The 25,644-nt window shown below is 49.0% G+C and carries 25 protein-coding genes; 18 read left to right on the top strand and 7 right to left on the bottom strand.

The annotated features are described in order from the left end of the window. Positions 1–179: 179 nt before the first annotated feature. Positions 180–671: a hypothetical protein gene (locus EV211_RS02905; protein WP_133527938.1), complete on the bottom strand. Its 492-nt coding sequence runs from the start codon at positions 669–671 to the stop codon at positions 180–182. Between the two features lie 126 nt (positions 672–797). Between EV211_RS02905 and EV211_RS02900 the strand changes: the two genes are divergently transcribed. Together EV211_RS02900 and EV211_RS02895 are read left to right on the top strand one after the other, a co-directional pair. Next, positions 798–1,553, top strand: coding sequence for a YlmH family RNA-binding protein (locus EV211_RS02900; protein ID WP_133527937.1), 756 nt, complete (start codon positions 798–800; stop codon positions 1,551–1,553). A 28-nt stretch (positions 1,554–1,581) separates the two neighbouring features. Further along, positions 1,582–2,076 (top strand): hypothetical protein, encoded by a 495-nt coding sequence (locus tag EV211_RS02895; protein WP_133527936.1) that lies wholly within the window; start codon positions 1,582–1,584, stop codon positions 2,074–2,076. 51 nt (positions 2,077–2,127) lie between these two features. Here the strand turns inward: EV211_RS02895 and EV211_RS02890 are convergent, their stop codons facing one another. The 3 genes from EV211_RS02890 to EV211_RS02880 all read right to left on the bottom strand — a co-directional run bounded on the left by EV211_RS02890 (position 2,128) and on the right by EV211_RS02880 (position 5,263). Continuing rightward, positions 2,128–2,967 carry an IS3 family transposase gene (locus EV211_RS02890; RefSeq protein WP_243108536.1) on the bottom strand — a complete coding sequence of 280 codons (840 nt, stop codon included), beginning with the start codon at positions 2,965–2,967 and terminating at the stop codon, positions 2,128–2,130. A gap of 14 nt (positions 2,968–2,981) precedes the next feature. Further along, positions 2,982–3,263, bottom strand: a complete 282-nt coding sequence (locus EV211_RS02885; protein WP_133527934.1) for a transposase — start codon at positions 3,261–3,263, stop codon at positions 2,982–2,984. Between the two features lie 257 nt (positions 3,264–3,520). Beyond that, positions 3,521–5,263 (bottom strand): AMP-binding protein, encoded by a 1,743-nt coding sequence (locus EV211_RS02880; protein ID WP_133527933.1) that lies wholly within the window; start codon positions 5,261–5,263, stop codon positions 3,521–3,523. 202 nt (positions 5,264–5,465) lie between these two features. On the opposite strand from EV211_RS02880, the gene aroF (EV211_RS02875) reads away from it, so the two are divergent. The 9 genes from aroF (EV211_RS02875) to aroQ all read left to right on the top strand — a co-directional run bounded on the left by aroF (EV211_RS02875) (position 5,466) and on the right by aroQ (position 14,145). After that, positions 5,466–6,224, top strand: a complete 759-nt coding sequence (gene aroF / locus EV211_RS02875) for a 3-deoxy-7-phosphoheptulonate synthase (RefSeq protein WP_133527932.1) — start codon at positions 5,466–5,468, stop codon at positions 6,222–6,224. 390 nt (positions 6,225–6,614) lie between these two features. Next, the gene (gene aroF / locus EV211_RS02870; RefSeq protein ID WP_133527931.1) at positions 6,615–7,613 is read left to right on the top strand and encodes a 3-deoxy-7-phosphoheptulonate synthase; all 999 of its coding nucleotides are present in this window, start codon (positions 6,615–6,617) and stop codon (positions 7,611–7,613) included. Then, positions 7,613–8,476, top strand: a complete 864-nt coding sequence (locus EV211_RS02865; protein ID WP_133527930.1) for a prephenate dehydrogenase — start codon at positions 7,613–7,615, stop codon at positions 8,474–8,476. Before aroF (EV211_RS02870) ends, EV211_RS02865 begins: the two co-directional genes overlap by 1 nt. A gap of 2 nt (positions 8,477–8,478) precedes the next feature. Then, on the top strand, positions 8,479–9,645 hold the full coding sequence (aroA, locus tag EV211_RS02860; protein WP_166635349.1) for a 3-phosphoshikimate 1-carboxyvinyltransferase: 1,167 nt from the start codon (positions 8,479–8,481) through the stop codon (positions 9,643–9,645). A gap of 4 nt (positions 9,646–9,649) precedes the next feature. Further along, positions 9,650–10,633, top strand: a complete 984-nt coding sequence (locus tag EV211_RS02855; protein ID WP_133527928.1) for a chorismate synthase — start codon at positions 9,650–9,652, stop codon at positions 10,631–10,633. A gap of 4 nt (positions 10,634–10,637) precedes the next feature. Further along, positions 10,638–11,636, top strand: coding sequence for a prephenate dehydratase (locus EV211_RS02850; protein ID WP_133527927.1), 999 nt, complete (start codon positions 10,638–10,640; stop codon positions 11,634–11,636). Between the two features lie 16 nt (positions 11,637–11,652). Beyond that, complete coding sequence (locus tag EV211_RS02845; protein ID WP_133527926.1) at positions 11,653–12,537, top strand: bifunctional chorismate mutase/prephenate dehydratase; 885 nt, start codon at positions 11,653–11,655, stop codon at positions 12,535–12,537. Continuing rightward, entirely contained in the window at positions 12,530–13,720 is a 1,191-nt protein-coding gene (locus EV211_RS02840) for a shikimate kinase (RefSeq protein WP_133527925.1), read from the top strand. Before EV211_RS02845 ends, EV211_RS02840 begins: the two co-directional genes overlap by 8 nt. Then, entirely contained in the window at positions 13,720–14,145 is a 426-nt protein-coding gene (gene aroQ, locus EV211_RS02835) for a type II 3-dehydroquinate dehydratase (RefSeq protein WP_133527924.1), read from the top strand. The genes EV211_RS02840 and aroQ overlap by 1 nt, the downstream gene beginning before the upstream one ends. Here the strand turns inward: aroQ and EV211_RS02830 are convergent. The 3 genes from EV211_RS02830 to EV211_RS11040 all read right to left on the bottom strand — a co-directional run bounded on the left by EV211_RS02830 (position 14,135) and on the right by EV211_RS11040 (position 17,695). Beyond that, positions 14,135–14,962: a YibE/F family protein gene (locus tag EV211_RS02830; protein ID WP_133527923.1), complete on the bottom strand. Its 828-nt coding sequence runs from the start codon at positions 14,960–14,962 to the stop codon at positions 14,135–14,137. The genes aroQ and EV211_RS02830 overlap by 11 nt on opposite strands. Next, entirely contained in the window at positions 14,956–16,209 is a 1,254-nt protein-coding gene (locus EV211_RS02825; protein WP_133527922.1) for a YibE/F family protein, read from the bottom strand. Before EV211_RS02825 ends, EV211_RS02830 begins: the two co-directional genes overlap by 7 nt. Positions 16,210–16,393: 184 nt before the next feature. Next, positions 16,394–17,695 (bottom strand): helix-turn-helix domain-containing protein, encoded by a 1,302-nt coding sequence (locus EV211_RS11040; protein ID WP_330564521.1) that lies wholly within the window; start codon positions 17,693–17,695, stop codon positions 16,394–16,396. 290 nt (positions 17,696–17,985) lie between these two features. Here EV211_RS11040 and EV211_RS02815 point away from each other — a divergent pair, with 290 nt between their 5' ends. The 7 genes from EV211_RS02815 to EV211_RS02785 all read left to right on the top strand — a co-directional run bounded on the left by EV211_RS02815 (position 17,986) and on the right by EV211_RS02785 (position 25,432). Then, positions 17,986–18,708 (top strand): B3/B4 domain-containing protein, encoded by a 723-nt coding sequence (locus EV211_RS02815; RefSeq protein ID WP_133527921.1) that lies wholly within the window; start codon positions 17,986–17,988, stop codon positions 18,706–18,708. 109 nt (positions 18,709–18,817) lie between these two features. Further along, entirely contained in the window at positions 18,818–20,104 is a 1,287-nt protein-coding gene (locus tag EV211_RS02810; RefSeq protein ID WP_133527920.1) for an O-acetylhomoserine aminocarboxypropyltransferase/cysteine synthase family protein, read from the top strand. Positions 20,105–20,145: 41 nt separating this feature from the next. Beyond that, positions 20,146–20,799 carry a hypothetical protein gene (locus EV211_RS02805; protein WP_133527919.1) on the top strand — a complete coding sequence of 218 codons (654 nt, stop codon included), beginning with the start codon at positions 20,146–20,148 and terminating at the stop codon, positions 20,797–20,799. A gap of 63 nt (positions 20,800–20,862) precedes the next feature. Continuing rightward, positions 20,863–22,110, top strand: coding sequence for a DNA recombination protein RmuC (locus EV211_RS02800; RefSeq protein WP_133527918.1), 1,248 nt, complete (start codon positions 20,863–20,865; stop codon positions 22,108–22,110). Further along, positions 22,111–22,815, top strand: a complete 705-nt coding sequence (locus tag EV211_RS02795; RefSeq protein WP_133527917.1) for a metallophosphoesterase — start codon at positions 22,111–22,113, stop codon at positions 22,813–22,815. It begins immediately after the preceding gene. Positions 22,816–22,862: 47 nt separating this feature from the next. Then, complete coding sequence (locus EV211_RS02790) at positions 22,863–24,041, top strand: phosphopentomutase (RefSeq protein WP_133527916.1); 1,179 nt, start codon at positions 22,863–22,865, stop codon at positions 24,039–24,041. Continuing rightward, complete coding sequence (locus EV211_RS02785) at positions 24,038–25,432, top strand: thymidine phosphorylase (protein WP_133527915.1); 1,395 nt, start codon at positions 24,038–24,040, stop codon at positions 25,430–25,432. Before EV211_RS02790 ends, EV211_RS02785 begins: the two co-directional genes overlap by 4 nt. Positions 25,433–25,644: the final 212 nt, after the last annotated feature.

Raw genomic sequence — 25,644 nt, 5'->3', positions numbered from 1 at the left:
CAAATCGGGTTATCTTAAAAGTCTTGCTATTTCAAGTAATCGCGGGTCTTATATGACCGTACTGACGCGTCTTACTGCAGTGCCGAAGCCCTGCCAGCTACTCCCTCTTAAAATGTTAATACGAATATATCACGAATTCCCATTTATTGCAAGTTATTTTCGCCTCAGAGAGGAAAAAATTATCGCATCTTTTCAGAATGCACCTTTCCGCTATCAGTCCAGGTCACTGTAAGGCTGGCTTTTGTGAAGTACTCATCATCGTAATCGCTTGTGAAATACCAGCGGCGCTCGCCAATGAGAAAATGTCTGTCTTTGACAAGCGTAGCCTTACCGTCGGAATAGTCGCTGACGGTTTTGTTGTTGCCGTCAACATAGGTATAGTCTATGCGGCCGTTGATAGTAATGCTTTTGCCCGGCGAACCTTTGCCTCTGTAGATCAGGTATGGTGCCCTATCGTTTTTCTTCGGATCAGAAAGTTGCCAGCTATTGCTTTCGGCTACGATGCGATGGGGCGCCAGAGACATCAGGTCGATGCCATAGGCGTTATTGGTGGTAAACCAGCCGTATTGTATACCGGTCAGAAAGATGATCACCGCCATGGACAAAAGCATGAACATGGCTGTTTTCAGTTTACGTGACTTGCCAACCTTCTCATTAGCAGTTCTACTCATATTTAAAACACCCTTTGAATTATTAATATCGGTATTATACGCCTATCTAAACAACAGGTCAATTTTTCGAGTATATGATACAGCAGACCCCTTGCCAGCCGACGGCGGTTATTGTATCATAGAACTATGAAAGATGATGAACTGATAATCGGCCAGGCCGAAGATAAGATCGGGCAGTGCTTTGAGCGTAACATGCCAACCAATACGATATTCCTGGACCCTCACCAGCAGTCCCTGCTCAGGGGCACCGTCGCCAGGAAAGACTGGGGCTGCGAGCTGCTTTTTTATGGCGGATACGAGGACGCGGAGAGGGTGGTTTTGCTGTGCCTTCCCGACTATGCGACCATAGAGACCGCTCAGCCTTTGATGGTAATAAGAGTCAGCGCAGGCGTCGGCAAAGGCGGCAGGCAGCTGGCCCACGGTGATTACCTGGGCTCTATCACGGGCCTTGGCATAAGCCGCAGCATGATAGGCGACATCCTGGTCCGCAGCGATGGCGCCGACATTATCGTTCTTGAAGAGATCGCCGACTACATTTTGCGCAATTATACCAAAGCCGGCCGGGCGGAGCTTTCCGTTGAGGTCTGCCCCATAGAGGACCTTATGATCCCGGAGCGCAAGCTGACTCATGTGATCGACACGGTGGCATCCCTGCGCCTGGACAATATCGTCGCGTCGGCCTTCGGCATTTCGCGCACAAAAGCCACCCAGGCCATCGGCCAGGGTCTGGTTTTCGTCAATCATGTAGAGGCCACCAAGGTGGATATGCAGCTTTCCGAGGGCGATAGGATCGTACTCAGGCACAAAGGAAGAGCCGACCTTTCTCAGGTGGGCGGCAGATCGCGTAAAGGAAGGGTATATGTGGAATTTGAACGCTATTGATCATATTTTATCAATAAGGAGTTTAGTAATGAGAAAGAAGAATAAAGAAAAAGAAGCAATTTATGTATCAACTAAAGATTTTCGCAATGAGCGGATTTTCAGGATAGCGATACTTCTGGGGTTGAATTTCTGGGTCTACCTTGCATTTATAATTTTTGCAACAGATCCGCAATGGGATGTTTCCGTTTACAGTTGGCCGGTCCTGATTCCCGTGATCCAGGCACTGGATGTTTTATATTGCCTTATAGGGCTGCTGTACATCAAGCATAAGAGAAGAATTATAAAACCTGTGAAAAAAGTGGAGAAAGAAGTAGTGGAGCTGGCCTTAGGCGCTGCTTTAAACTTTACCACTTTTGTCCTTGTGGTATTCATGTCGCGAAGCACTGATATCGGTCAGCAGAAGACAATGGCCATTATTTCAATGATCTGCATTGCCCTGGCAATGGTGCTATATGAAAGTAGCTCCTTCGATAACAGATCAAGGTGGGAATATGTTATAGATGAGGAGCCTATTCATTCGTGAGCGATTAAAAAGTTGTTCTGGTCAAGCATAATTGTAGTAGTCATGCGCCTTTTATGCGACTTTAGCTGGTGGTAAACCATTGTTAAATGAATGTGGTCTCTTGTAGTTGTACCATCCATATGCATAAGCATTGACTTTCTGATAGAGCAACTCCTCAGTAGAGAATGTTCTCAGGTTGATCAGCTCGGCTTTTAGAGTATTGTAATAACGCTCCATTGGTGCATTGTCGTATGGACAACCAGGTCGACTCATACTCTGTGTAACTCCAAGCTTTTTACAGAATTCCGTGAAGTCTTTTGATGTAAACTGACTGCCACGGTCACTATGAAGGATCATTCCGGTTTTTCCATCGCAACGTTCAATTGCTTTTGTGAGTGTATCGATTGCGAGCTGAGCATCGATGTGTTTACCGTTTACGCTGGCAACGACTCTGCGGTCGTATAGATCTATGATCGTACAGTTGTATCGTTTGCTGTGATTGGCTAAAAACAAGTATGTGAAATCAACACACCATTTAGTGTTTCTGGCTTCGGCAGTAAACTCACGATTTATGATATTCTCTGCGATCTCATAGGCCTCAGATCCCTTGCAATAGACATATTTGGGCTTTCTCGTAACTGACTTCAATCCAAGTTCCACATTCATGTATTTACGCACAGTTTGTACGCTTAGATCGATTTTTTCGTTGTTTGCTAACAGTGTCCTCATCATACGATAGCCTGGTACTCCTTCGGCATCATGGTATTGTTTCTCAATGACTTTCAGTATAGAAGCTTTGGATTTTTGTTGGGCATTCTTGCGGTGCTTCTTGTAGTTGTAATAAGCATTTGGATAAACCTTCAAATGTTTTAAGAGCCAGTTTACTCCGTAGCGCTTAGAATACTTATCGATAAACCTGTATTTGGTTATTTGCTTTCCTTCGCGAAGAATGCCGCCGCTTTTTTTAGGAAGTCATTCTCCTTCTTCAGATCATCATTTTCTTTCTGAAGTCGATTCATAGTTTCCATATCGGCTATTTGCTTGGTTTCCAGTTCATGCTGCCTTGCATCTTTTAGATAATTGCTTACCACCCTGCCAATTACATATCTCGAACAGCCATATTCGTTAGCCAGGCTTTCATAAGTGCGTCCATCTTGAATATGCTGCTTAACAATATTCCTCTCAACTTCTGGTTCAAAGTGTGTCATGATGTGCTCCTTTCATAATAACTATATTTTACAAAAGTCACAGACATATTACAACTATATTGTACCAGCTCAAAAAGCCGGAAAAAGATGGCGAGGATAAATCCGCACCATCTTTCAAAAAATATATTAAAGACAGAAAACCGAATTATGCACTGCGCTTTTCCAAACGCGGGTACAGAAAAGACGGTGATATAACCAATATTCCGCTGTATTTGATCAGAAAAACCAAAGAGCTGCTATAAACGACGGGCAGGTTATCACTTCTTGTATCTTTTAACCTTTCCAGTCGTGGTCTTGTCCATTGGTTCGTCTGTTACGATGAGACGCAGGATATGTTTGTATGTAGGCAACTCGTCGTTGATGGCGTCGATGTCGCCTTTGATGACATCGTAGGCAGCATCGTTGTCCTCGATGCCGTAGTTATCCTTCATGTAATCTTTGTTATATACGATCTTGGCGCAGATGGCCAGATCCTTATGATCGCCGTCTTTGTGGCGAGGTTCGCCGTAGACGATGTTTTCCTCAACATACGGCAGATTGGTCAGGAGGATCTCAAGCTCCTCCGGATAGATGTTCTTACCGTTTTTCAGGACGATGACATTCTTGCTGCGGCCGCGGATGAAGATAAAGCCGTCTTCATTGATGGAAGCCAGGTCTCCTGTGTGGAGCCAGCCATCTACCAGAGTTTCAGCCGTTGCTTCTTCGTTTTCATAGTAGCCGTGCATTACGTTAGGAGCTCTGGCAATCAGCTCGCCGATGCCCTCGTCGTTAGGCTCGTCAATCATCAGTTCTACGCCGATCATGGCTTTGCCGATGGAACCGGGACACTGAGTGCCTGCATTCTCAGCCGACAGAACAGGTGATGCCTCAGTCATGCCGTAGCCCTGAACGATCTTGATACCGATAGCGTCGAAGCCCTTTACGACTTCAGGATCCAAGGCCGACGCGCCGCTTATTATGAAGCGCAGTCCGCCGCCCAGTTCGGACAGAATGTCCTTGAACAGCTTGCGTCTGACATCGATGTGCATTCGGCGCAGGAAGCCCGAGATCTTCAGGCCTTTCTCGAAGGTGGCCTCCTTACCCTGCTTCTTTATCCCTGCAAGAATCTTTTTGTACATGGCCTCGATGAGCAACGGCACGCATACGAAGACCGACACGCCGTACTCTACCATGTTCTTCTGTACGTATTTCAAACCGTCGCAAAAAGCCGTAGTCGCGCCTGTGGCCAGCATGAGCACCTGACCCGTGGAGCCGAAGGTGTGGTGGTAGGGCAGGAATGCCATATTCACGTCGCCGTGGTGGATGTCCTCTGTTTGCAGCATGGCGTAGATGTTGTAGGTTATGTTGAACTGGGAAAGCATGACAGCCTTGGAAATGCTGGTGGTGCCGCTGGTGAACAAAATAATCGACACTTCGTCGCCGTTGACTGGCAGTGACATGTATTCGGTGCTGCCGTCTTTCATAGCTCTTCTGCCTTTGGCAATTATTTCCGGAACTGAGTGGTAATCCGGGATCTCGTCCATGCAAATGAACAGGGAAACGCCGGTGTTGCCACCCTTTTCCAACTCCTTGACCATGTCCAGATGGTCTTTATCGAAGACCAGCACGTCGCTTTTGCTGCGGGCCAGGGATGACTCTACCTCATCGTAAGGCAGGCCTTTGTCCAGAGGCACTGATATGCCCAGGCCACAAAGGGTGGCGAAGTAAGCGAGCATCCACTCGTAGCGGTTTTTGCCGATAACGGCTATGCGCTTGTCCCGGAGGCCCATGTCGAGGAGGCCCGTTCCCAGACTGTTTACATCGTTTTTGAAATCGATGAAAGTCTTATTGATATAGGTTGGCTCGTCGTGACGGTTCTTAGGTTTCTTCTTTATAATAAATGCCTTGTCGTCCATATACTGGAAGGCAGCGTAGTTCATCAGCTCGCGAAAATCGCTGTGAAGCCTTGAATCGTAAAGCTTCGGAAGCTGCGGAACTAATATTTTTCTACTTTTACTCATATATTCATCTCCTGAATTTCCTGTTTGTTAATCGCAACATTATATCACAATGTTGTTATTTTATAAAGTATAATTGAGAAAAACGGCTTTCCTTTGTAGAACTTGTAAACTATGGTATAATAGCAACAGTAGAAACTAAGGTCGAAAAATCCAGTGCGCAAATCAATGCGCCGGACCAAACAACGGAAGTGGAGATAGGAATATGATAGTAAATGCCGGCGGCGTCAAATGCGGCCAGGGTAATTTCATAATAATAGGCGGCCCCTGTTCTGTAGAATCAGAAACACAGATCGCAGACATTGCGGAGAAGGTAAAGGCCGGCGGAGCGGATATGCTCAGGGGCGGCGCTTTCAAGCCGCGTACTTCACCCTACGATTTTCAGGGCAAAAAGGAAGAGGGAATGGAGTGGCTCCTTGAGGCAAAGAAGAAGACAGGTCTCCCTGTAGTGACTGAGATCACCGGCGTAGAGCATCTTCCTCTTTACGATGATGTAGATGTGATCCAGGTTGGAGCCAGAAATATGCAGAATTTCGAACTTTTGACGGAGTTGGGAAATACACGGAAGACAATCCTGCTCAAGCGCGGCATGGCTAACACCCTCCGCGAACTTCTCAGCAGCGCCGAGTATATTCTGGCCGGCGGCAATGATAATATAATTCTCTGCGAACGGGGAATCAGAACCTTTGAAACTGAGACCCGAAACACATTGGATCTGGCTGCGGTGCCTGTTCTCAAGCACATGACGGAACTTCCGGTGATCGTAGATCCAAGCCACGGCACAGGTCATTCGTACCTAGTGGAGCCTATGGCTCTGGCAGCGGCGGCTTGCGGCGCCGATGGGCTGATGATAGAAGTCCACAGCGATCCGGCCAGGGCCCTCAGCGACGGTCAGCAGGCAGTGACGCCTGACAAGTTTACTGAGATAGTAGCAAAGGTAAGGCGAGTCAGGGCGGCTGTGTAGGGCACAAAAGGCGCACTTTGTGCGTGCTCACAAAAAAATGTAAAATTATTTGTAAAAACTCTTGATTTGCCACAAGATATATGTTACAGTAGGTTTATTCGAGGAGCGGCGCCGGTGAGACGGGCGGCCGGTTGGAAATTTGCAGAAAGGCAATGTACTAATGAGAAACTTAAACGCATCAGCAGCATACTATTATTACTACTTTTTCTTTAACAATGAGAAAAAGCGTTTTGCTGTATGAAAAAGTTTAAGTAATGACAGAATAGGAAAATGATTACTTGATTCTCACAGCTGACGCTGTGGGGTTTTTTTTTATCGCAATGAGCGAGGACCATGCGGGGCGCGTGGGAAGCGCTGAGTTATCAGCGCGAAAAGCGGGAGGAAACGGAAATGATTTGTATTTTAAAGGCGGGCACGACGGAAGCACAGAAGCAGATGCTCATCAAATGGTTTGAGGACCAGGGTCTGAGAGTACACGAGTACGAGGATGAGAATCAGACGGTGCTCGGACTCATTGGAGACACATCGGGCATAGATGTGGAAATGCTGGAGATGCTGGAAAATGTCGAGAGAGTAGCCATGATATCGGAACCCTTCAAGAAGGCCAACAGGAAATTCCATCCTGAGGATTCCGTTATTCAAGTGGAAAACGCTAAGATCGGCGGAGGAGAATTCGCAGTCATAGCCGGACCATGTTCAGTCGAGTCCGAGGAACAGATAATAGAAGTTGCCAAGCAAGTCAAAGCAGCCGGAGCCACTATGCTCAGAGGCGGCGCTTTCAAGCCAAGGACTTCACCTTACGATTTTCAGGGGCTGAAAGATGAAGGATTGAAACTGCTGCTGGAGGCTAAGGAAGCCACGGGGCTACCGATAGTAACAGAAATAATGAACGCAGATCATCTTCCGCTTTTCGAAGATGTAGACGTGATACAGGTGGGAGCCAGGAACATGCAGAACTTCGAACTTCTGAAGGAGCTGGGCCATACCAATAAAGCAATACTTTTGAAGAGGGGCCTGGCCAACACCATCAAGGAGTTACTCATGAGCGCCGAGTACATAATGTCCGGCGGCAACGAAAATATAATTTTGTGCGAGCGAGGCATACGTACCTTTGAGACTTACACTAGGAATACCCTGGACCTGTCCGTTATCCCCGTGCTCCACCAGCTGACCCATCTGCCTGTGGTCGTAGACCCGAGCCACGCAACGGGCCACGCGGATCTGGTGGCGCCTATGGCACTGGCGGCTACAGCCGGGGGAGCCGACGGACTCATGATAGAAGTACATAACGATCCGGCAAAGGCTTTGTGCGACGGGGCCCAGTCCCTGACGCCTGACCAGTTCAAGGCGATGATGGATAAAGTCAGAAAGATCAGAGAGGTGATATAATGAAGGTAGGAATAGTCGGGCTGGGGCTCATAGGAGGGTCACTGGCCAAAGCGTACAAGGACGCCGATGTGACGGTCTTCGGCATAGATAAGGACGACCTGATCACCCGGTTCGCTCTCATGGCCGAGGCTATCGATGAGAGGCTGGATGATAATAATATGAAGGATTGCGACCTGATTTTAGTTGCAATCAACCCCGTAGAAGCGGTAAAATGGTTTAGAGAGAATGCGCCGCAGATCGGCAAGGACACCATCGTCATAGACTGCTGCGGCACCAAGAGGACTGTGTGCAGGGCCTGCTTCGACATAGCAGACCAGTACGGCCTCACATACATGGGCGGACATCCCATGGCCGGAAAAGAGCGCGGCGGCTTCAAACACAGCAGCGCAGGCCTGTTCTGGAACGCGCCCTTCATACTGGTGCCAAAGCATCACGACGACATGGAGCTCATGTGCCGGGTCAAAGAAATGATCATGCTGGCAGGCTTTGGCAGGATCGGCATCACCACATCTGAGGAGCACGATAAGGTCATCGCCTTCACGTCCCAGATGCCCCACATAATTTCAAACGGCTTCATCAAATCCGAGACGGCCCTGGACGACAGCCAGATGATATCGGCGGGCAGCTACCAGGATTTCACCCGCGTAGCTTACCTGGACGAGAAGATGTGGACGCAGCTTTTTATGGAAAACCGCGACTTTCTGTCAGAGGAGATCAGAGGCCTCATAGGCCAGCTTACCAGATACGAAGAAGCCCTGGAGGCGGCCGATCCAGACCGGCTCATGAAGCTTCTGGCCGAGGGCAAAGCCTGCAAGACGGCTGTTTTGAAGAAATGCGGTCCACAGCAGATAAACGGAGAATAAAAGTGATAAATATCGACATTATCCCATCTAAATCATATGCCCACCGGGCGCTCATCTGCGCGGCTCTGTCGGAGACGCCAACTGAGGTCGTGTGTCCCCTGGCTTCCGAGGATATCAGAGCTACCCGGGAGTGCGTCAGGGCCATGAAGTCCGGAGAGACAGTCATGGACTGCGGCGAAAGCGGCTCGACATTGCGCTTCATGTTGCCGGTCATAGGCGCGCTGGGGTGCAAAGGTACCTTTGTAACAAAGGGCAGGCTGGCGGAACGGCCTATGGGGCCTCTCATAGACCAGCTGGCGTCTCACGGCTGCGCCGTTGGCAAGGACGATCTGGGCAGACTGACCATAGAGGGCCAGCTGACGGGAGGAATATTTCATCTGCCGGGCAACGTGTCATCACAGTTCATAACAGGACTATTGCTGGCACTGCCGAATCTGGCGGAGGACAGCAGGGTAGTTATAGAAGGCCATCTGGAATCGGCCGCCTATGTGGATATTACTTTAGATGTGCTGAAGAGCTTCGGCATCCGCATAGCAGCTGATGAAAACACTTTTCTCGTGAAGGGTGGTCAGAAATTCAGAGGACCGATAATATATACAGTAGAAGGAGACTGGTCGGCTGCGGCCAACTGGCTGGTGGCAGGAGCCATCGGCAGTGAACCAGTCAGAGTCAGAGGCCTTAACATAGATTCCCGTCAGGGAGATATGAGGATAGTTGAAGTCCTGGGGAGTCTGGGCTGCGAGATAGGAGCTACAGATAGCGCCGTTACTGCGTATCCGTCTGAACTTTCAGGAACTGAGATAGACGTATCCGGCATACCGGATCTGACGCCGGCTATAGCTCTGGCTGCGTCTATGGCAGAAGGACAGACACATATAATCAACGCAGGCAGACTGAGACTCAAGGAAAGCGACAGGCTGACAGCTATCAGCGATACTCTCAACAGTCTCGGAGCCAGGGTAATAGAAGAGCCTGAAGGCCTTATCATAAAAGGCAGTGACGGAGTGCAGGTGGACGGTGGCACAGTGGATTCCTTCGGAGATCATCGTATCGTAATGATGGTGGCCGTAGCATCCCTGGTCAGCAGAAATAAAGTAGAAATCAACGGCAGAGAAGCCGTCAATAAATCATATCCGGGCTTTTTTAAAGAACTGGAAAAATGGAGGTAGAGAAATGTCATCGATCTATGGAGATAAAATCAAGGTAGCGATTTTCGGTGAGTCACACTCTGAGGCCATCGGCGTTACTATAGACGGATTGCCTGCGGGAATCAGTATCGATATGGAAGAATTGCAGGTATTTATGGAACGCCGCGCCCCGGGACGGAGCAAATACGCCACGCCAAGGAAAGAGGCCGACAGGCCGGAATTCCTTTGTGGTATCAGGGACGGTATGACATGCGGCACGCCGGTAACGGCCATGATCAGAAATGAAAACACCAGATCGGCAGATTACGATGACATGAAAGATACGCCGAGACCCGGCCATGCGGACTACGCGGCTCATGTGAAATACGGCGATGCCAACGACTACCGCGGCGGCGGACATTTTTCCGGCAGACTGACAGCGCCCCTTTGCATAGCAGGAGGTATCTTCAAGCAGATACTGGCAAAGGAAGGCATCACCATAGACGCGCGCATTCTGGAAATCGGCGGCAACAGCAACGATCCTTTTGCGGCAGTCGATGAGGCCATGAAGGACGGTGACTCCGTAGGCGGCATTATAGAGTGCGTCATTACAGGGCTTCCCGCCGGCATAGGAGAGCCCATGTTCGACGGTCTGGAAAATGTCCTGGCCAAAGCAGTCTTCGGTATCCCCGCCGTCAAGGGAATCGAGTTCGGCAGAGGTTTCGACGCGGCACGCATCAGAGGCAGCGAGAACAACGATGAATTTTATTACGATGACCATAAGGTCAGGACCCGCACCAACAACCACGGAGGCATTCTGGGTGGCATATCCAGCGGCATGCCGGTTGTTTTCAGGGTGGCGGTCAAGCCGACGCCGTCTATTGCTATAGAACAAAGCAGCATAAGCTACTCCCGGGAGGAAAATGTGAAGCTCAAGGTAGGAGGCAGGCACGATCCCTGCATAGTGCCGAGAGCTGTGCCCTGCGTGGAGGCAGCGGCCGCTATGGCTTTGTACGATATGATAAGGTGAAAATATGAAAAATATCAACAATAAATCCACTTTTGCTAATGAAGATATGGAATCTTACAACAGATTATTATATAATACTATTGTAGAGTTGGAAAAGGATCACGAGAGTAAATTCACTCTGGAGGATACGGCTCTGGTGAAGAAGATAAAAGCAGCCAGAGAAGAAACTCCTAAGGTGTTCCCGGAAACGGCGCAGGTAGCCTGTCAGGGAGTGCCGGGAGCATACGCGCAGCAGGCCTGCGACAGGCTATTCAGAGATCCACAGATAATGTATATGAAGAACTTTGAAGGCGTATTCGCGGCAGTGGATCAGGGACTTTGCCACTATGGCGTCCTGCCTTTGGAGAACAGCACTGCAGGATCAGTGAATAAGATCTACGACCTGATGATGAAGTACGATTTCTACATCGTGCGCAGCGTAAGGTTGAGAGTGGATCACAGCCTTCTGGCCAAGGCAGGCACAGATAGGAAGGATATCCGTGAGATATTCTCTCACGAGCAGGCTATAAGTCAGTGCGAGGATTATCTCAGACAGTTTCCGGAGGCGAAGATAACGGCCTGCGAGAATACAGCCGAAGCGGCCAGAATGGTAGCTGATTCAGAGCGGAATGATGTGGCGGCACTGGCCTCAGGGGAATGTGGGCAGATCTACGGACTGGACATTCTTGAAGAGGCTGTCCAGGATGGAAACAGAAATTATACCAGATTCATCTGCATCAGCAAGGATATGGAGATATATCCGGGTGCAGACAAGACCAGCATGATGATGACCGTGACTCACAAACCGGGATCGCTATTCAACCTACTGGCCAGATTCTATGCTTTGGATATAAATTTGTTCAAGTTGGAGAGCAGGCCTATCCCCGACAAGGACTTCGATTTCATGTTCTATTTCGATGTGGAAGCTAATGTCTACTCGGATAAGTTCATTCGCATGATGAATCATACCGATGAACTGAGTCGGGATTTCAAGTACCTGGGAAGTTATATTGAAGTAATATAGAGATAGAGGTGCGAAGATGGATATTAAGGATATAAGAAAGAAAATCGACGGAGTCGATGCCGAAATTGTAAGGCTGTTTCAGGAGAGAATGAAACTGTCAGGAGAGATCGCGGCATACAAGAAAGATAACGAGCTGCCTATCAAGGATGAAGCTCGGGAAACTGCCAAACTTGAAGAAATAGCGAAAATGGCTGATGAAGATATGGCTACTTACTGCAGGATGTTGTATAATAACATTATGGAGATGAGCAGAGATTATCAGCGCAGGGTCATCCAAAGAGGAGTCAACATGCTGGGCGTTCTTGAAGAAGCCTATGAGAAAACTCCCGCCATGCCGCCTGATAATGAATCCATCGCGTGCCACGGAGAACAGGAACCATACTGCAGGCAGGCCTGCGTCAAGTTCTTCGGAAACGATGATCATATCCAGTATTTTGACGATCTGGAAGACATCTTCGCTGCCGTTGAAAGCGGTCAGTGCAAATATGCTGTCATTACTATAGGCAGGCATATAGATGTCAGTAACAGAGTATACGAGATGCTGGCTGAGAATAACTGCTACATAGTACGCAGCACGGTAACTGCCGGTGGAATGAGGTTTGTCTGCATCAGCAGGGAACTGGAAATTTACAGAGGCGCTGACAGGACATGTCTGATGCTCAGAGTACCTGACGTGCCGGGAGCTCTCTACGGAGTTCTGGATAAATTCTATGCACTGGGGCTGAACGTCTCCAAGATGAAAAGCTGGACGGCGCCTGACGATGAAGAGGACCTGATGTTCTGTTTCGATGTGGAAACGCCATTTGACAGCGATTCCTTCAGGAACATGATAAGCCAGGTAAGCCATGCAGAGCAGGAATACGTTTATTTAGGAAGTTATATGGAGATGACTAATGAGTAGATTTGGACTAATCGGGGGAAGCCTTTCACACAGTTATTCTAAGCAGATCCACAGTAAATTCGGAAACTATGAATATGACATCTGTGAGGTCGATGAAGAGGGACTGGAAGACTTGCTGAGATCGGAAGATTACAGCGGATTCAATATTACTATACCATATAAAGAGAAGGTCATGGCCCTGTGCGATGAACTCTCAGACGACAGCAAGAAGATACAGAGTGTCAACACCGTTCTGAAAGACGAGAACGGCAAGATCACAGGCTATAACACAGACTACTTCGGATTCAGATATCTGCTGACACATAATAAGATAGATGTGGCTGGGAAGAAGTGCATAATTCTGGGAAGCGGCGGTGCTTCTCACACAGTGCGTACGGTCCTTGCGGATAGAGAAGCGGCCAGCGTGACCGTGATTTCCAGATCCGGCAAAGACAATTATGAGAACATATCGGAGCATTTCGACGCGGAGATCATAGTAAACACCACGCCCGTGGGTATGTTCCCCTACAACGGTAAAACCCTGGTCAATCTGGACGATTTTCATGATTGCGCAGGCGTTGTAGATCTCATATACAACCCGGACAAAACAAAACTTATTCTGGACGCTATGGCCAGGTCTATCCCATGTGCCGGCGGTATAGATATGCTGGTGGCTCAGGCCAAGGAATCCAGTGAACTGTTCCAGGGCATCAAGATAGATGACGGTGATATAGACATAGTCACCGATGAGGTCAGAAGCGAGACTCTGAATACCATACTGATAGGTATGCCGGGAGCAGGGAAAACTATGCTTGGCAAGAAGATGGCCGAACGTATGGGTAGAGGTTTCGTGGATGTGGACGATATGATCGAGGAAAGCGAAGGAATGTCTGTAGAGAAGATATTCGATGAGAAGGGCGAGACATATTTCAGAAACATCGAGAGCGAAATGCTGGAGAAGGCCTGCATCAGGAACGGACTTGTCATCGCCACAGGCGGCGGTATAATCAAGAGAAAAGTAAATTACAATATTATCAAGCAGAATGGCGTGGTAATCTGGATCAAGAGGGATCTGGACAAACTGGTAACAGACGGCAGACCTCTTTCTACTTCTACAGGAGTGGAGAAACTATACGAGGAACGCAAGGATGCTTATAAGTATTGGAGTGACTTCTTCATAGATAATAATCAGGAGATGAAATAATGAGGATCTTAGTTATCAACGGACCGAATATAAATATGCTGGGCATAAGAGAGCCTGATATTTACGGCCGCGATACCTATGCTGATCTGGTAGAGTATATTAAAAAGGCGGCTTCGCAGTTAAAGGTGGAGGCCGCCTTTTTCCAGTCTAATCATGAGGGTGACATTGTCGATGCCATTCAGCAGGCTTACGGAGTTTACGACGGCATCGTCATTAACCCTGCAGCATACACCCACACCAGCGTAGCCATTCTCGATGCCCTGAAGGCAGTAGCTCTGCCGGCCGTAGAAGTTCACATTTCCCATGTAGACAGCCGGGAAGACTTCCGCAGGGTATCCTTTGTGCGGGAGGCCTGCATAGACACAGTGTCGGGCCTGGGATTTCAAGGCTATGTGGAGGCTATGAAGATATTGCTCAAGGCCTGAGCTTGCTCTTGGATTTGACCGTGGCGCCGGCTTTGAGTTTTGCCTTGACACCGCCTTTGACTCTGATCTGGCCTTGGCGGCTGATCAGTACAGCGCCGGCAACAGTAGCCACGGGCACGACTAGGCAGCAGCCGATGCCGCTGATGGAGACTGATATGAGCTCTCGCGCAAAGGACTGGCTGTTGATAATGTACGACAGGGAATAGTCTGTCATGTACTGAATGAGCAGAGTCATGTACTCGGCAATGTAAATATAGAATATCGTATGTATCGAAGTACTCAGGACCGCTTTGCTGACCTTGAATGATGATTTCATCAGGGCTTGCAGAGACAGGTCCTTATTATTTGATCGTATCTCGTAAATAGACGATGTTATGGCCACGGCCGTATCGATGATGGTCCCCATAAGGGCGATGAGCATGATGGAAATCTGCAGGGCCAGCATGCTGACATCGATGTTTCTGGTGTAACCGTTGGAGTCTGTGATCTCGTATTCCTCAGGGTTGAACCCGGCCGCGTTGGCGCCGTAAGCCATGAAGTAGATCAAAGGTATCACGACGATGATGACCACCAGTACTGACAGGAATGCCACCTTGGATTTGATGTTGACCTCGTTCTGGTAGAAGAGGGTGACCACGGAAATCATGACGCAGCAGGCAATGGTGACCAGCATAGGGTTGAAATTCTTGTATATGAGGAAAATCGCCAGAAGCAGCAGCACGGCGTTCATGACTGTTGAGATGATGGACTTGGTGCCTTTGTCTCCGCAGACTATGAATATGAGTATGAAAAGTATGGCGGTTAGAGCAATCAGCATTTTGCCACCTTCTTTCTATAGTACCATATGGCCACGGCGGCGGATACGGGGATCGCCAGTACGACGCCGATACTCCCTGTCAGGAAGCGGGCCACCTCGAAAAACACGTTGTATTTAAGGATCGTCGTGAAGGCGATGCCGTTTCTCATGAACAAAACAAATCTTGGTATGCACGCGGCTATGTTTGTGAAGAGCATCAGGTTGATCATGGTGCCCACCAGGTCGTCGCCTACGGCTCTGCAGGAGTCGATGTAATTTCTGCGCGTCACGTCCATGCCGGTCTCGGTGATCTGGTCCACGGTCATGACCATAGTTACGACGACATCCATGACGGCGCCCAGGCAGCCGACGAGGATCTCGGAAATGAATATGAGGTTGGCGTCGTCCTGGTCGTAGGGCTGGTTAAGGTAGTCCATGAAGTCGTAGTCGATGCGTTCGCCGAAGTGGATGACGATGGCGGCTATGGCTGTAGTCGCAAGGATTGTGATAATGGTTGCAACAAAAGACAGCATGGTTTTCTCGCTCCGCCCGTGCATGAAGAACAAAAGCATTGCTGTGAAGAATATTGTCATAGGTATTGTCATTGCAAGGATGTTGATTCCCTTGGTGTAAAGGAGCAGCACCACATAAAATGCCCCCATGTTGAGGACCAGGCTGAGTATAGTCAGGGCGCCTTTCTTTCCGCCAACCAGCAGGAAAAGTCCAAACAAAATTGTAAGGACGATGGCCACCAGCCAGTCCCGCTTGGTGCCGGAAATGTTGCCCGTAAGTGCGGCGCCGGATTTGCTGGTGCTTGCTGCCGCTGCGCCCGCGCCGGATTTGCTGGTGGTTGCTGCCGCTGCGCCCGCGCCGGATTTGCTGGCGTGCTTGATTTGCTCGATGAAAACACGGTCGCCTTTGGAATACTTCGTGTCATAAACCTCGGACTTTCCATATTCGTTGGTGAGCGTCACAATCTTTCCTTTATATTTGCCGTTCATGATCGTGGCCGTAATAGTTTGATCATAATACTTTTCATTATAACTGTAGGTGCCGTCGTAACCGTCCTTGGTTTCAGAATAAGTGTTGGTCACTTTCGTGATTTTTCCAATCGGTTTGTCGTACAGAAAATAGTCGTTAACTGTGAACACGCCAACGACGCATACGCAGACAACGAATAGTAGAATCTTGATTATGAGTTTGTTACGATCTGCTCGATCAAGGATTGTCTCTTTCAGTTTTGGTTTTGTTGATAATGAACTATCCAAATTTTCCTCCGGAAGTCGCGCAGGCTCTTCGCCCACATAATGAAATAAGTATAGCACTGCAATGTGAAGTTTCGGTGCAATTTGCCCCGTTTTTTGCACCTGAGCCAATTTAGGGGTATGTTGGTAGGTACTTTGGAGAGGTGGGCTATTGTTCCATCAATGGTACCTTTATGCGTAACAGTATTCATGGATTTATCAGCTGCCGGGTTTGTGTATTCTGTTGATTCTGCCGGGTTTGTTGATCGTTGAGTTCGCACAGGTCATATCCTTCGAAAGCAGCCAACTGCTCTCTACGTGTGATACCAAGCCTTCTGTATAGTTTACGCCTTTCGATTCTGATATGGTGAGTATATTTATGTTTGATTTTAGCAATTTCCGAATCTGAACAGCCGGCCTTTACCATGGTGAGAAGGAGTCTGTCTTCGGGATTTAGGATAAGCGAAATGTTGTCGGAGCATATTTTGCTTATCATAAAATGCATATTCTCGGAAAGTTGTGAGGCAAGTAATTTGATTTCCATAGCAGCGGACCACTGATTTTTCAGAATGCAATCCAATGTAAATTTTGCATATTTAACCATATTCTCAGCGAAGGGAAGTATGTACCCGAATGGAGCAGCTAACTTAATTGCCGCTTTAAAATAGATTTCAGCGTCATATTTACTGGATTCGTATTTACTGGTTTTACATTTCCTGGACCCGGTATTTTCAGTTTCGTAAAGGGTGATCAGCGCATCTGCGATAGTAAGATTAAGGTAAATCTTAGAAATCTTGTAGCCGGATACTGGTAGCATCGAAAGCGCTGCTTTGGCTGCTGATGCCGCTTCCAGCGGTTTATCAGTAGCGAGCAGATATTTACAGTGAAGGACAGTAGCGTAACTTCGGCAGCTTTCCGGCAAAAGCGGAAAGACGCCGCTTTTGACCAGGGAACAACATCTGCCACTGTGGTAAAGTGTGAGCGATGCCAAGGCGTTCGACAGATCCTTGATTGGATTTCTTGACGGATCCAGCCTATAGGATGGGTTGCCCGCAGCAATATCCAAGGGCATCCTATGCGCGTTGAAGCCATTGAAATCACCGGCGTTAATGGTCGCCTGCTTTCCTATTATATGCTTGGATAACAAAGGTATGCTATCATAGTTTGCAGAACTTTCATTCGGAAGCGGCTTGCCTTGGAAATACAAGGCTTCACGGTTTAGTTGACCGTCAATCAAAGGGCGAAGCTCTTTGTTGTCGCGCAATAGTTCTAAATCGTCGCCACAATCAAGCATTATTGGCAGGCTGGACAAAAAATAGTTTGACGAGGTTGAGCCGATGATTCGTCTGTCATCGGTGGGTTTGTCTACGTTTTCGGGAATCAGCCAGCGGTTTTCGAAGCGGATCAAACCTGTGATTCGGTTGTTTTTGCAAAGTGAGTATACTCTGCGACGCGAAATGCCCCACTTCTCAGCAGCGGCATCAGCGGATATATATCCATTTACGGACATAGTTATACCTCCTAATATGTGTTATATTTTTCCTTTAACTTCTGAGATCCAAACAAAAACAACTACGGCTAATCTTAATTACCAATATTTTCCATTATACCATTGATGGAACAATAGTCAACCCCACTAAAGAGGTATTTGCTCACAAGTCATTTTCGGAGGGGGGTGGACGGGACCCGAATTTTGTAATAAAATGTAGTGATAACGAAAATCGGAAATTAAAGTGATAATCGGGGTGCATAGAGCGTCAGAATGTATGCTTACGATGGGCGCCATAAAGGAGGCTGAAAATGGACAAGTTTATTGCAGAAAAGTCGTTCTGGGACATTTTTCCAGAGGCGGAGCTGGGAATCATGACGGTCAGAGGCCTGGATAATTCTATGGAAGACGGGCCGGCACGGCAGGAAATCATTGATATGCTGGCGGAGGCCAATAGAGAAGCGGAAAAATTCATAGACAAACCTGTTTTGAGTCAGTGCAGCGTGGTTTCTGTGTGGAGGGACGCCTTCCAGAAATTCAAGAAGAAGAAGGGCAACAGAGCGTCTATCGAGGCCCTGTTGAACAGAATACAGAAAGGCAAGGAAGTCGGACCGATAAATCCGCTGGTTGACATTTACAATGCCATGTCCCTTAAGTATGGATTGCCTTGCGGCGGCGAAGATGCAGACACCATCAAGGGCGATATGAGACTTACCATTACTGAGGGCGGAGACAGTTTCCTTGCGTTAGGAGACACGGAGAACGACCCGACCCTGCCGAGTGAGATTTGTTATATCGATGACGAAGGCGCGGTATGTCGATGCTGGAACTGGCGAGACGGCGTACGCACAATGCTTACAGAGGATTCTAAAAACGTCTTTCTCATTTTTGAGAGCGTAGACCCGAGCCGTCACGACGACCTCACACAGGCCACCGACGAGCTGGAAGCCTTGGTTTTAAAGTACCTGGGCGGGACCGTTGCCATGAAAACCATCATCACCAAAGACAATACTTCGGCAGATTCCGCCATCTAGCGACATTTCCCGAAGGATTCAGAATTAAGGTTTCGACACATTGATTTTGAGCGGGTTATGGTATAGAATATTAAGGATGGAGCGGGAGAAAACCTTGGAGGTATAGAAAATGACAGAATACAAATTTGAAACCAATTGCATACAGGCCGGATATAAGGCAGAGAGCGGGGAACCGCAGGTTTTGCCCATTGTCCAGAACACTACTTACAGATATTACAATGCGCCGGATGTGGCGGCGTTGTTCGATTTGGAAAGCAGCGATTTCATGTATACGAGGCTGGGAAGTCCTACAGTGAATGCACTGGAAGAGAAAATGGCGGCGCTGGAAGGCGGAACCGCCGGAATCGCAACCAGTTCAGGTCAGGCAGCCAATTTGATCACTATGCTGAACATCTGTGAAGCGGGAGATCACATTATCGCCTGCGCCAACATTTACGGCGGCACACATAACCTTTTCGGCGTGACTATGAAGAAAATGGGCATCGAGACTACATTTATAGATCAGGACATCAGTAAAGAAGAAATCGTGGCACTGGCCAAACCAAACACCAAGGCTCTTTTCGGAGAATCTCTCGGGAACCCGGCTCTGACAGTGCTGGACTTTGATAAATTCAGTGGGGCAGCCAGGGAAATCGGCGTGCCTTTAATCGTAGATAACACGCTGGCATCGCCGGCACTTTGCCAGCCGCTCAAACACGGCGCTGACATCGTCGTTCATTCAACGACCAAATGGTCCGACGGCCACGCCACATGCGTTGGCGGAATGATCATCGAAGGCGGCACCTTTGACTGGAATAAATACGCAGACAAATATCCGGGCATGGTAGAGCCAGACGAAAGCTACCATGGCATTAAATATGTAGAGAAATTCGGAAAGCAGGCTTTTTGTGTAAAATTGAGAGCACAGATGCTCAGAGATATCGGCTGCACCATGGCACCAATGATCGCATTCCTTACATTCCAGGGGCTGGACACTTTGCACCTGCGTATGGAAAGACACAGCGAGAACGCCATGGCCGTGGCGAAATTCCTGCAGCAGCACCCGATGGTTGACTGGGTCAAGTACCCGGGACTCGAGGACGACGACGACCACGAGAGACAGCTGAAATACATGCCGAAAGGCGCAAGCGGAGTTTTGTGCTTCGGAGTCAAAGGCGGACGCGCGGCGGGCGAGGATTTCCTGACACATTTGGAACTGGCCAGTATCGTAGTTCATGTAGGCGATATCAGGACAAGCGTTCTGCATCCTGCATCGACTACCCATAGACAGCTTTCCGAGGAAGAGCAGCTGGCAGGCGGCATCAGGCCGGAGCTCATAAGAGCATCTATCGGCTGCGAAAACCTAGATGATATAATTGCAGACTTCGATCAGGCATTGAACAAAGTCGGAAAATAGTCGGAAAAAGTCGGATCACAGTTGAATCCAGGGGGTATATTATGGATTACAAAGAGCAAATTTCAGCATATATTGATGAGTATTATAACGATATTCTTGTTAAATACAAGGAAGTGACCATGGCCGCCACCAAAGACGGCAAGAAACTGGCCATTTTTCGGAAGATCGATTTCAGCGGCCACATTGCGGGCTTCAAGGATCTGGAGGAAAAGTCCAAGGAGCTGGGCCAGAAACTTTCTGCCATGAAGATTCCACAGGAGGACGAGCAGGCTCAGGAGCTGGAGAAAAAGTTCGAGGTGAGCCTGGACGATTTCATCAAGCTTTGCGTGAGAAATCAGAATCATTACGATCTCATGGACCGCAAGCAGTACACCAAGAACAAAGTGACATTGGACGATTTCAAACTTTCACTGGCGGGGGTCAATGTGGCTCTGCGGGATTCTATGGTGACTTTGAACGAACTGGATCAGGCCTACATGATATTCACGGGCAAAGCTAAGCCTGAGGATTTCCAGGAGCAGGATGCTGAGGGTGAATGCGCCGAGGACGATGACGCCGGCGATGAAATCGATCCTGAGGATGTTTCATACATCAACGCCAATGACGAAGATCCGGATAAAGCGGACGAGGTCGAGGAAGAACTCAGATCCAGACCGCGTAGATACAAGAAGCAGGAATTTGATGACGAAGAATAATTGCGCGCAGCAGTTCATATCAGAACGGCGGAAGGCAATATCGAAAAAGCAGCAGGAGGCAGTATGTCGGGATTTGATATTACACTAATAATAATGTTGGCAGTTTCCATAGTGATTTCCATTTTTACCGTGACCAGATTCGCGTCGGTCAGAAAGGAAATCAATCAGTACAGGACAGAAACCAGCCACAATATAAATGATGCCTTCAGTTCCTTTGGGAATATGGTATTCAATAATCAGAAGAGCGCCACGGAAGCTCAGGACAAGAGGCTGGCAGAACTCAACGAGAAGTTCAACCAGATGTCTCTGGAAAATGAGCAGAAACTGGAAAACATCAGAAGCACTATGTCTCAGAAAATCGGCGAGTTGACTGAAGACAACAACAGGCAGCTGGAGAAAATGAGAAATACAGTCGATGAGAAACTCCAGAAAACTCTGGAAGAGCGAATCGGCCAATCTTTCCGTACGGTCAGCGAACGCCTGGAGCAGGTCAGCAAAGGCCTTGGAGAAATGCAGACCCTTGCCACGGGAGTGGGCGATCTGAAGAAGGTTTTGTCCAACGTGAAGACCAGAGGTATCCTCGGAGAGGTCCAGCTGGGAGCTATTCTTGAAGAGATCCTGGCGCCGGAGCAGTATGCCGAGAACGTAAATACCAGAGGTGAGGGTAGCAATGTCGTTGAGTTCGCCGTCAAACTGCCGGGAGAAAACGGTAAGTCTGTGTGGTTGCCAATCGATTCCAAATTCCCGGGCGATGCCTATGCTAAACTTGTGGACGCCTACGATGTGGGCGACGTGGACATTATTAACGCTGCTCAGAAAAACCTGGTGACCATGATCAAAAATGAAGCCAAAGACATAAAAACCAAATATATCGCGCCGCCGAACACCACCAATTTCGGCATTATGTTCCTGCCTTTTGAGGGACTTTACGCTGAGGTCGTAAGACTTGGCATGGTGGAAACTTTGCAGCACGACTATAATGTAAACATCGCGGGACCGACCACTATGGCGGCCCTGCTCAACAGCCTGCAGATGGGATTCAGGACACTGGCAATCCAGAAGCGTTCCAGCGAAGTCTGGGATGTTCTCGGCGCCGTCAAGACCGAGTTCGGCAAATTCGAGGACGTTCTGGTAAAGGCTCAGAACAATCTCAATCAGGCTAATAATAATCTGGATACTCTCATCGGCACAAGGACGAGAGTCATGCAGCGGAAACTGAAGAGCGTCACGGAGCTGTCGGGAGACCAGGCGGCTGAGATGTTCGATTTTAATAGTTTAGAAGATGGAGAAACAGATGAGGACAGTGAATAGATGAGCTTATATGCTATTGGAGATCTTCACCTTTCGTTTGATGAGCGCATAGAGAAGCCTATGGATATATTCGGGGATCTCTGGCTGGATCATCATGTGAAAGTGAAGGAATACTGGGAAAAAACTATCGGCGAGGAAGACACGATCTTCATTCCGGGCGATGTTTCTTGGGGCCTGCGCCTCGATGAAGCAATGGCCGATTTTGAGTGGATAAATGCCTTGCCCGGCCATAAAGTCATAACCAAAGGCAACCATGATCTGTGGTGGACATCTACCAACAAAATGAACAGCATGTTCCCGGGGATAACGTTTTTGCAGAACCATTGTTACATGATTCCCGGCACAAAGGTAGGCCTTTGTGGCACCCGCGGCTGGATATGCCCGGGGACGGAGGCTTTCGACGACCACGACAGAAAAATCTACGACAGGGAAATGATACGCCTGAGGTTTTCTTTGGAGGAGGCCAGGTCAGCAGGTGCGGAGACTATAATCGCAGCGCTTCACTATCCGCCGACTAACGATAAGATGCAGGCATCGGGATTTACGGATATGATGACGGAATACGGAGTGGAAACATGCATCTACGGACATCTTCATGGCAAAGAGGCTTTTAAGAATGGTCTTTCTGGGGTATTAAACGGAGTAGAATACAGACTTGTATCTTTGGATTATCTGGAGTGCAAGCCGGAACTTATCAGGGAATAGGCCGGAGCTTGTGCAAAGTGTGAGCCCGGGCTTATGGGGAGGTAGCTATGAAACGAGTAATACTAATGGTAATGGACAGCATGGGCGTCGGCGCTGAGCCGGACGCAGACAAGTACGGGGATCTGGGAGCTGATACGCTTCTTCATGCTGCTGAGAATACGGATAATTTTGCAATACCTAACCTGCAGAAGCTGGGACTGGGAAACATCCAGGGGGCCGGTGGAGGCAGGTTTGTTTTTGCGCCTGAAAAACTGACGGGGTCATACGGCCGCATGCAGGAAATGTCCCGGGGCAAAGACACCATAACAGGCCACTGGGAAATCGCGGGCATAGAGACAATGACGCCATTCAAAACCTACCCGGACGGATTCCCTGCGGAATTCATAGAGGAATTCCAACGGGATATCGGCTCGGAAGTCATTGGAAATTACGCTGCATCTGGAACTGTGATCATCGAGGACCTGGGCGACGAGCACGAAGCCACGGGCAAGCCTATCGTCTACACATCGGCGGACAGTGTTTTCCAGATCGCGGCCAATACGGATGTGATCCCTCTCGAACGCTTATACGAGATCTGTAAGATCGCCAGGAAACTTCTGGTGGGAAAATGGGCTTGCGGGAGAGTCATTGCAAGACCTTATGTCAAGAAGGACGGCAAGCGTGTCAGAACTACTGACCGCAGGGATTACGCCGTTTCGCCACCGGAGCCGACTGTACTGGATCACATCAGCGGCGCTGGCCAGACTGTCTATGCTATAGGCAAGATCAGTGATATTTTCAATGGACAGGGGGTGACGAAGTCTGTCCACACAACAGGTAACATGGACGGTGTGGATCAGACCATATCAGCAATGGGCCAGGATTTCGGAGGCTTTATTTTCACTAATCTGGTGGACTTCGATTCTCTATATGGTCACCGCCGTGACCCATCCGGCTACGGCCACGCAATCATGGATTACGATAGTCGACTGCCGGAAATCATAGGAGCCATGAAAGATGAGGATATTCTTATGATAACCGCCGACCATGGCAACGACCCGGTCCACAGCGGTTTCGACCACACCAGAGAATATGTGCCTTTGATGATTTATGGCAAAAATATCAGGGCAGGTGTGGATATCGGCACTCGTCACACCTTCGCTGACTGCGGACAGACCATCGCAGATTACCTGGGAGTCTATGAGACGAGAATGGGCGAGAGCTTCCTGGGAGGATTGCTGAAATGAACATGGAAGACATTATAATCAAAAAGCGCGACGGCGGTACCCTGACTTCAGATGAAATCAAGTACTTTGTAAAGGGATACACAGCCGGCGACATTCCTGACTACCAGGCGTCGGCCCTGCTTATGGCCATCTATTTCCAGCATCTAGACAAGGCTGAGACATTCCAGCTGACAGACGCCATGCGTTGCTCAGGTGATACTATTGACTTGTCTGGAATCAGTGGCACCAAAGTGGACAAGCATTCTACCGGCGGTGTCGGCGACAAAACAACTCTGATCGTTGGTCCTCTGGCAGCCGCTTGCGGCGTCACGGTGGCCAAGATGAGCGGCCGCGGCCTTGGTTTCACCGGTGGTACAGTGGATAAACTGGATTCCATTCCGGGATTTTCTACTTCGATGGAACCGGCGGCGTTTATGGCACAGGTAGAGTCGATTGGCATTGCAGTAACCGGACAGACCGGTCACATAACACCTGCCGATAAGAAAATATACGCTCTTCGTGATGTGACGGGAACTGTTGAAAATATGAGCCTCATTGCCTCAAGTATAATGAGTAAAAAACTTGCCGCTGGCAGTGATGCCATAGTTCTGGATGTCAAATGCGGAGGCGGCGCGTTCATGAAGAATTTATCGGATGCTCAGGAACTGAGTCGGATAATGTGTGAGATAGGCGAATCGGCCGGCCGCAAAACCGTGGCCGTGATCACTGATATGAGCCAGCCTCTTGGCTGCGCAGTCGGCAACGCCTTGGAAGTCCGTGAAGCTATAGATGTTCTCAGCGGCCACGGCCCTGCGGATATTACAGAGCTGTCTTTACGGTTGGCTGGAGTGATGATTTGTTTGGGTGGCAACTTGGATGCGGGCACCGGTAGCATGGCAACTTCCGGCGCAAACGCCGTGCCCAATGCGGGCGCCGGCTTAGTAGATGGCACAGCCCTTGCACGTCAGGCAATCGATGCGGGCGTTGCCCTCGCACGCCAGGCGCTGGACAGCGGTGCCGGCCTGGCAAAACTCCGTGAGTTGATTGCCGCCCAAGGCGGCGACCCAACAGTTGTTGATGATCCATCGAAACTGACGATTGCCAAAGTGGCAGTAGATGTAGTAGCCGATGGCGCCGGATACGTTTGCGAGATCGATGCCGAAAGAATCGGCATCGCGTCCCAGCATACGGGCGCGGGACGTGCCCGTAAGGAAGATGATATCGACTACGGAGCAGGGGTTTTGCTTCACAAGAAAGTTGGGTATCCAGTTCGCCCGGGAGAAGTCCTTGCCACTGTTTACAGTGGCAATGCCCATAAGGCTGAGGCCGCGGCTGCAGAAGTTAAGGCCGCCTTCCGTATTGGGGAGGGAAAACCAGAGATGCCGATTTTGATAAAAGATATAATTAGCTAATTGAGCCATGACGGCGCCGCAGGAAACTGTGGCGCCGTTTCTGAATGTAGCTTTAGCGGCCAATTCCGAGCCGAAAGGCGAGGAATCAAAATCCACCTGCTATGCGGGTGGAGTCAATAACTTGAGTTTTAGGCAAAATAAAACCTCCTGTGCTATGATAGTAAAGGTTCACCAACCAAACTACCATAGCTAAAGGAGGAATGTCTAATGAA

Source organism: Aminicella lysinilytica (genome assembly GCF_004362975.1).
Lineage (GTDB): Bacteria > Bacillota > Clostridia > Peptostreptococcales > Anaerovoracaceae > Aminicella > Aminicella lysinilytica.
Note: the sequence above shows the minus strand (reverse complement) of the source record. Positions and strands in the feature narration are given on the sequence as shown.

Coding starts and splice junctions, on each gene's coding strand:
- EV211_RS02905 (WP_133527938.1), bottom strand. CDS start 671: ATGAGTAGAACTGCTAATGAGAAGGTTGGCAAGTCACGTAAACTGAAA.
- EV211_RS02900 (WP_133527937.1), top strand. CDS start 798: ATGAAAGATGATGAACTGATAATCGGCCAGGCCGAAGATAAGATCGGG.
- EV211_RS02895 (WP_133527936.1), top strand. CDS start 1,582: ATGAGAAAGAAGAATAAAGAAAAAGAAGCAATTTATGTATCAACTAAA.
- EV211_RS02885 (WP_133527934.1), bottom strand. CDS start 3,263: ATGACACACTTTGAACCAGAAGTTGAGAGGAATATTGTTAAGCAGCAT.
- EV211_RS02880 (WP_133527933.1), bottom strand. CDS start 5,263: ATGAGTAAAAGTAGAAAAATATTAGTTCCGCAGCTTCCGAAGCTTTAC.
- aroF (WP_133527932.1), top strand. CDS start 5,466: ATGATAGTAAATGCCGGCGGCGTCAAATGCGGCCAGGGTAATTTCATA.
- aroF (WP_133527931.1), top strand. CDS start 6,615: ATGATTTGTATTTTAAAGGCGGGCACGACGGAAGCACAGAAGCAGATG.
- EV211_RS02865 (WP_133527930.1), top strand. CDS start 7,613: ATGAAGGTAGGAATAGTCGGGCTGGGGCTCATAGGAGGGTCACTGGCC.
- EV211_RS02855 (WP_133527928.1), top strand. CDS start 9,650: ATGTCATCGATCTATGGAGATAAAATCAAGGTAGCGATTTTCGGTGAG.
- EV211_RS02850 (WP_133527927.1), top strand. CDS start 10,638: ATGAAAAATATCAACAATAAATCCACTTTTGCTAATGAAGATATGGAA.
- EV211_RS02845 (WP_133527926.1), top strand. CDS start 11,653: ATGGATATTAAGGATATAAGAAAGAAAATCGACGGAGTCGATGCCGAA.
- EV211_RS02840 (WP_133527925.1), top strand. CDS start 12,530: ATGAGTAGATTTGGACTAATCGGGGGAAGCCTTTCACACAGTTATTCT.
- aroQ (WP_133527924.1), top strand. CDS start 13,720: ATGAGGATCTTAGTTATCAACGGACCGAATATAAATATGCTGGGCATA.
- EV211_RS02830 (WP_133527923.1), bottom strand. CDS start 14,962: ATGCTGATTGCTCTAACCGCCATACTTTTCATACTCATATTCATAGTC.
- EV211_RS11040 (WP_330564521.1), bottom strand. CDS start 17,695: ATGTCCGTAAATGGATATATATCCGCTGATGCCGCTGCTGAGAAGTGG.
- EV211_RS02815 (WP_133527921.1), top strand. CDS start 17,986: ATGGACAAGTTTATTGCAGAAAAGTCGTTCTGGGACATTTTTCCAGAG.
- EV211_RS02810 (WP_133527920.1), top strand. CDS start 18,818: ATGACAGAATACAAATTTGAAACCAATTGCATACAGGCCGGATATAAG.
- EV211_RS02805 (WP_133527919.1), top strand. CDS start 20,146: ATGGATTACAAAGAGCAAATTTCAGCATATATTGATGAGTATTATAAC.
- EV211_RS02800 (WP_133527918.1), top strand. CDS start 20,863: ATGTCGGGATTTGATATTACACTAATAATAATGTTGGCAGTTTCCATA.
- EV211_RS02795 (WP_133527917.1), top strand. CDS start 22,111: ATGAGCTTATATGCTATTGGAGATCTTCACCTTTCGTTTGATGAGCGC.
- EV211_RS02790 (WP_133527916.1), top strand. CDS start 22,863: ATGAAACGAGTAATACTAATGGTAATGGACAGCATGGGCGTCGGCGCT.
- EV211_RS02785 (WP_133527915.1), top strand. CDS start 24,038: ATGAACATGGAAGACATTATAATCAAAAAGCGCGACGGCGGTACCCTG.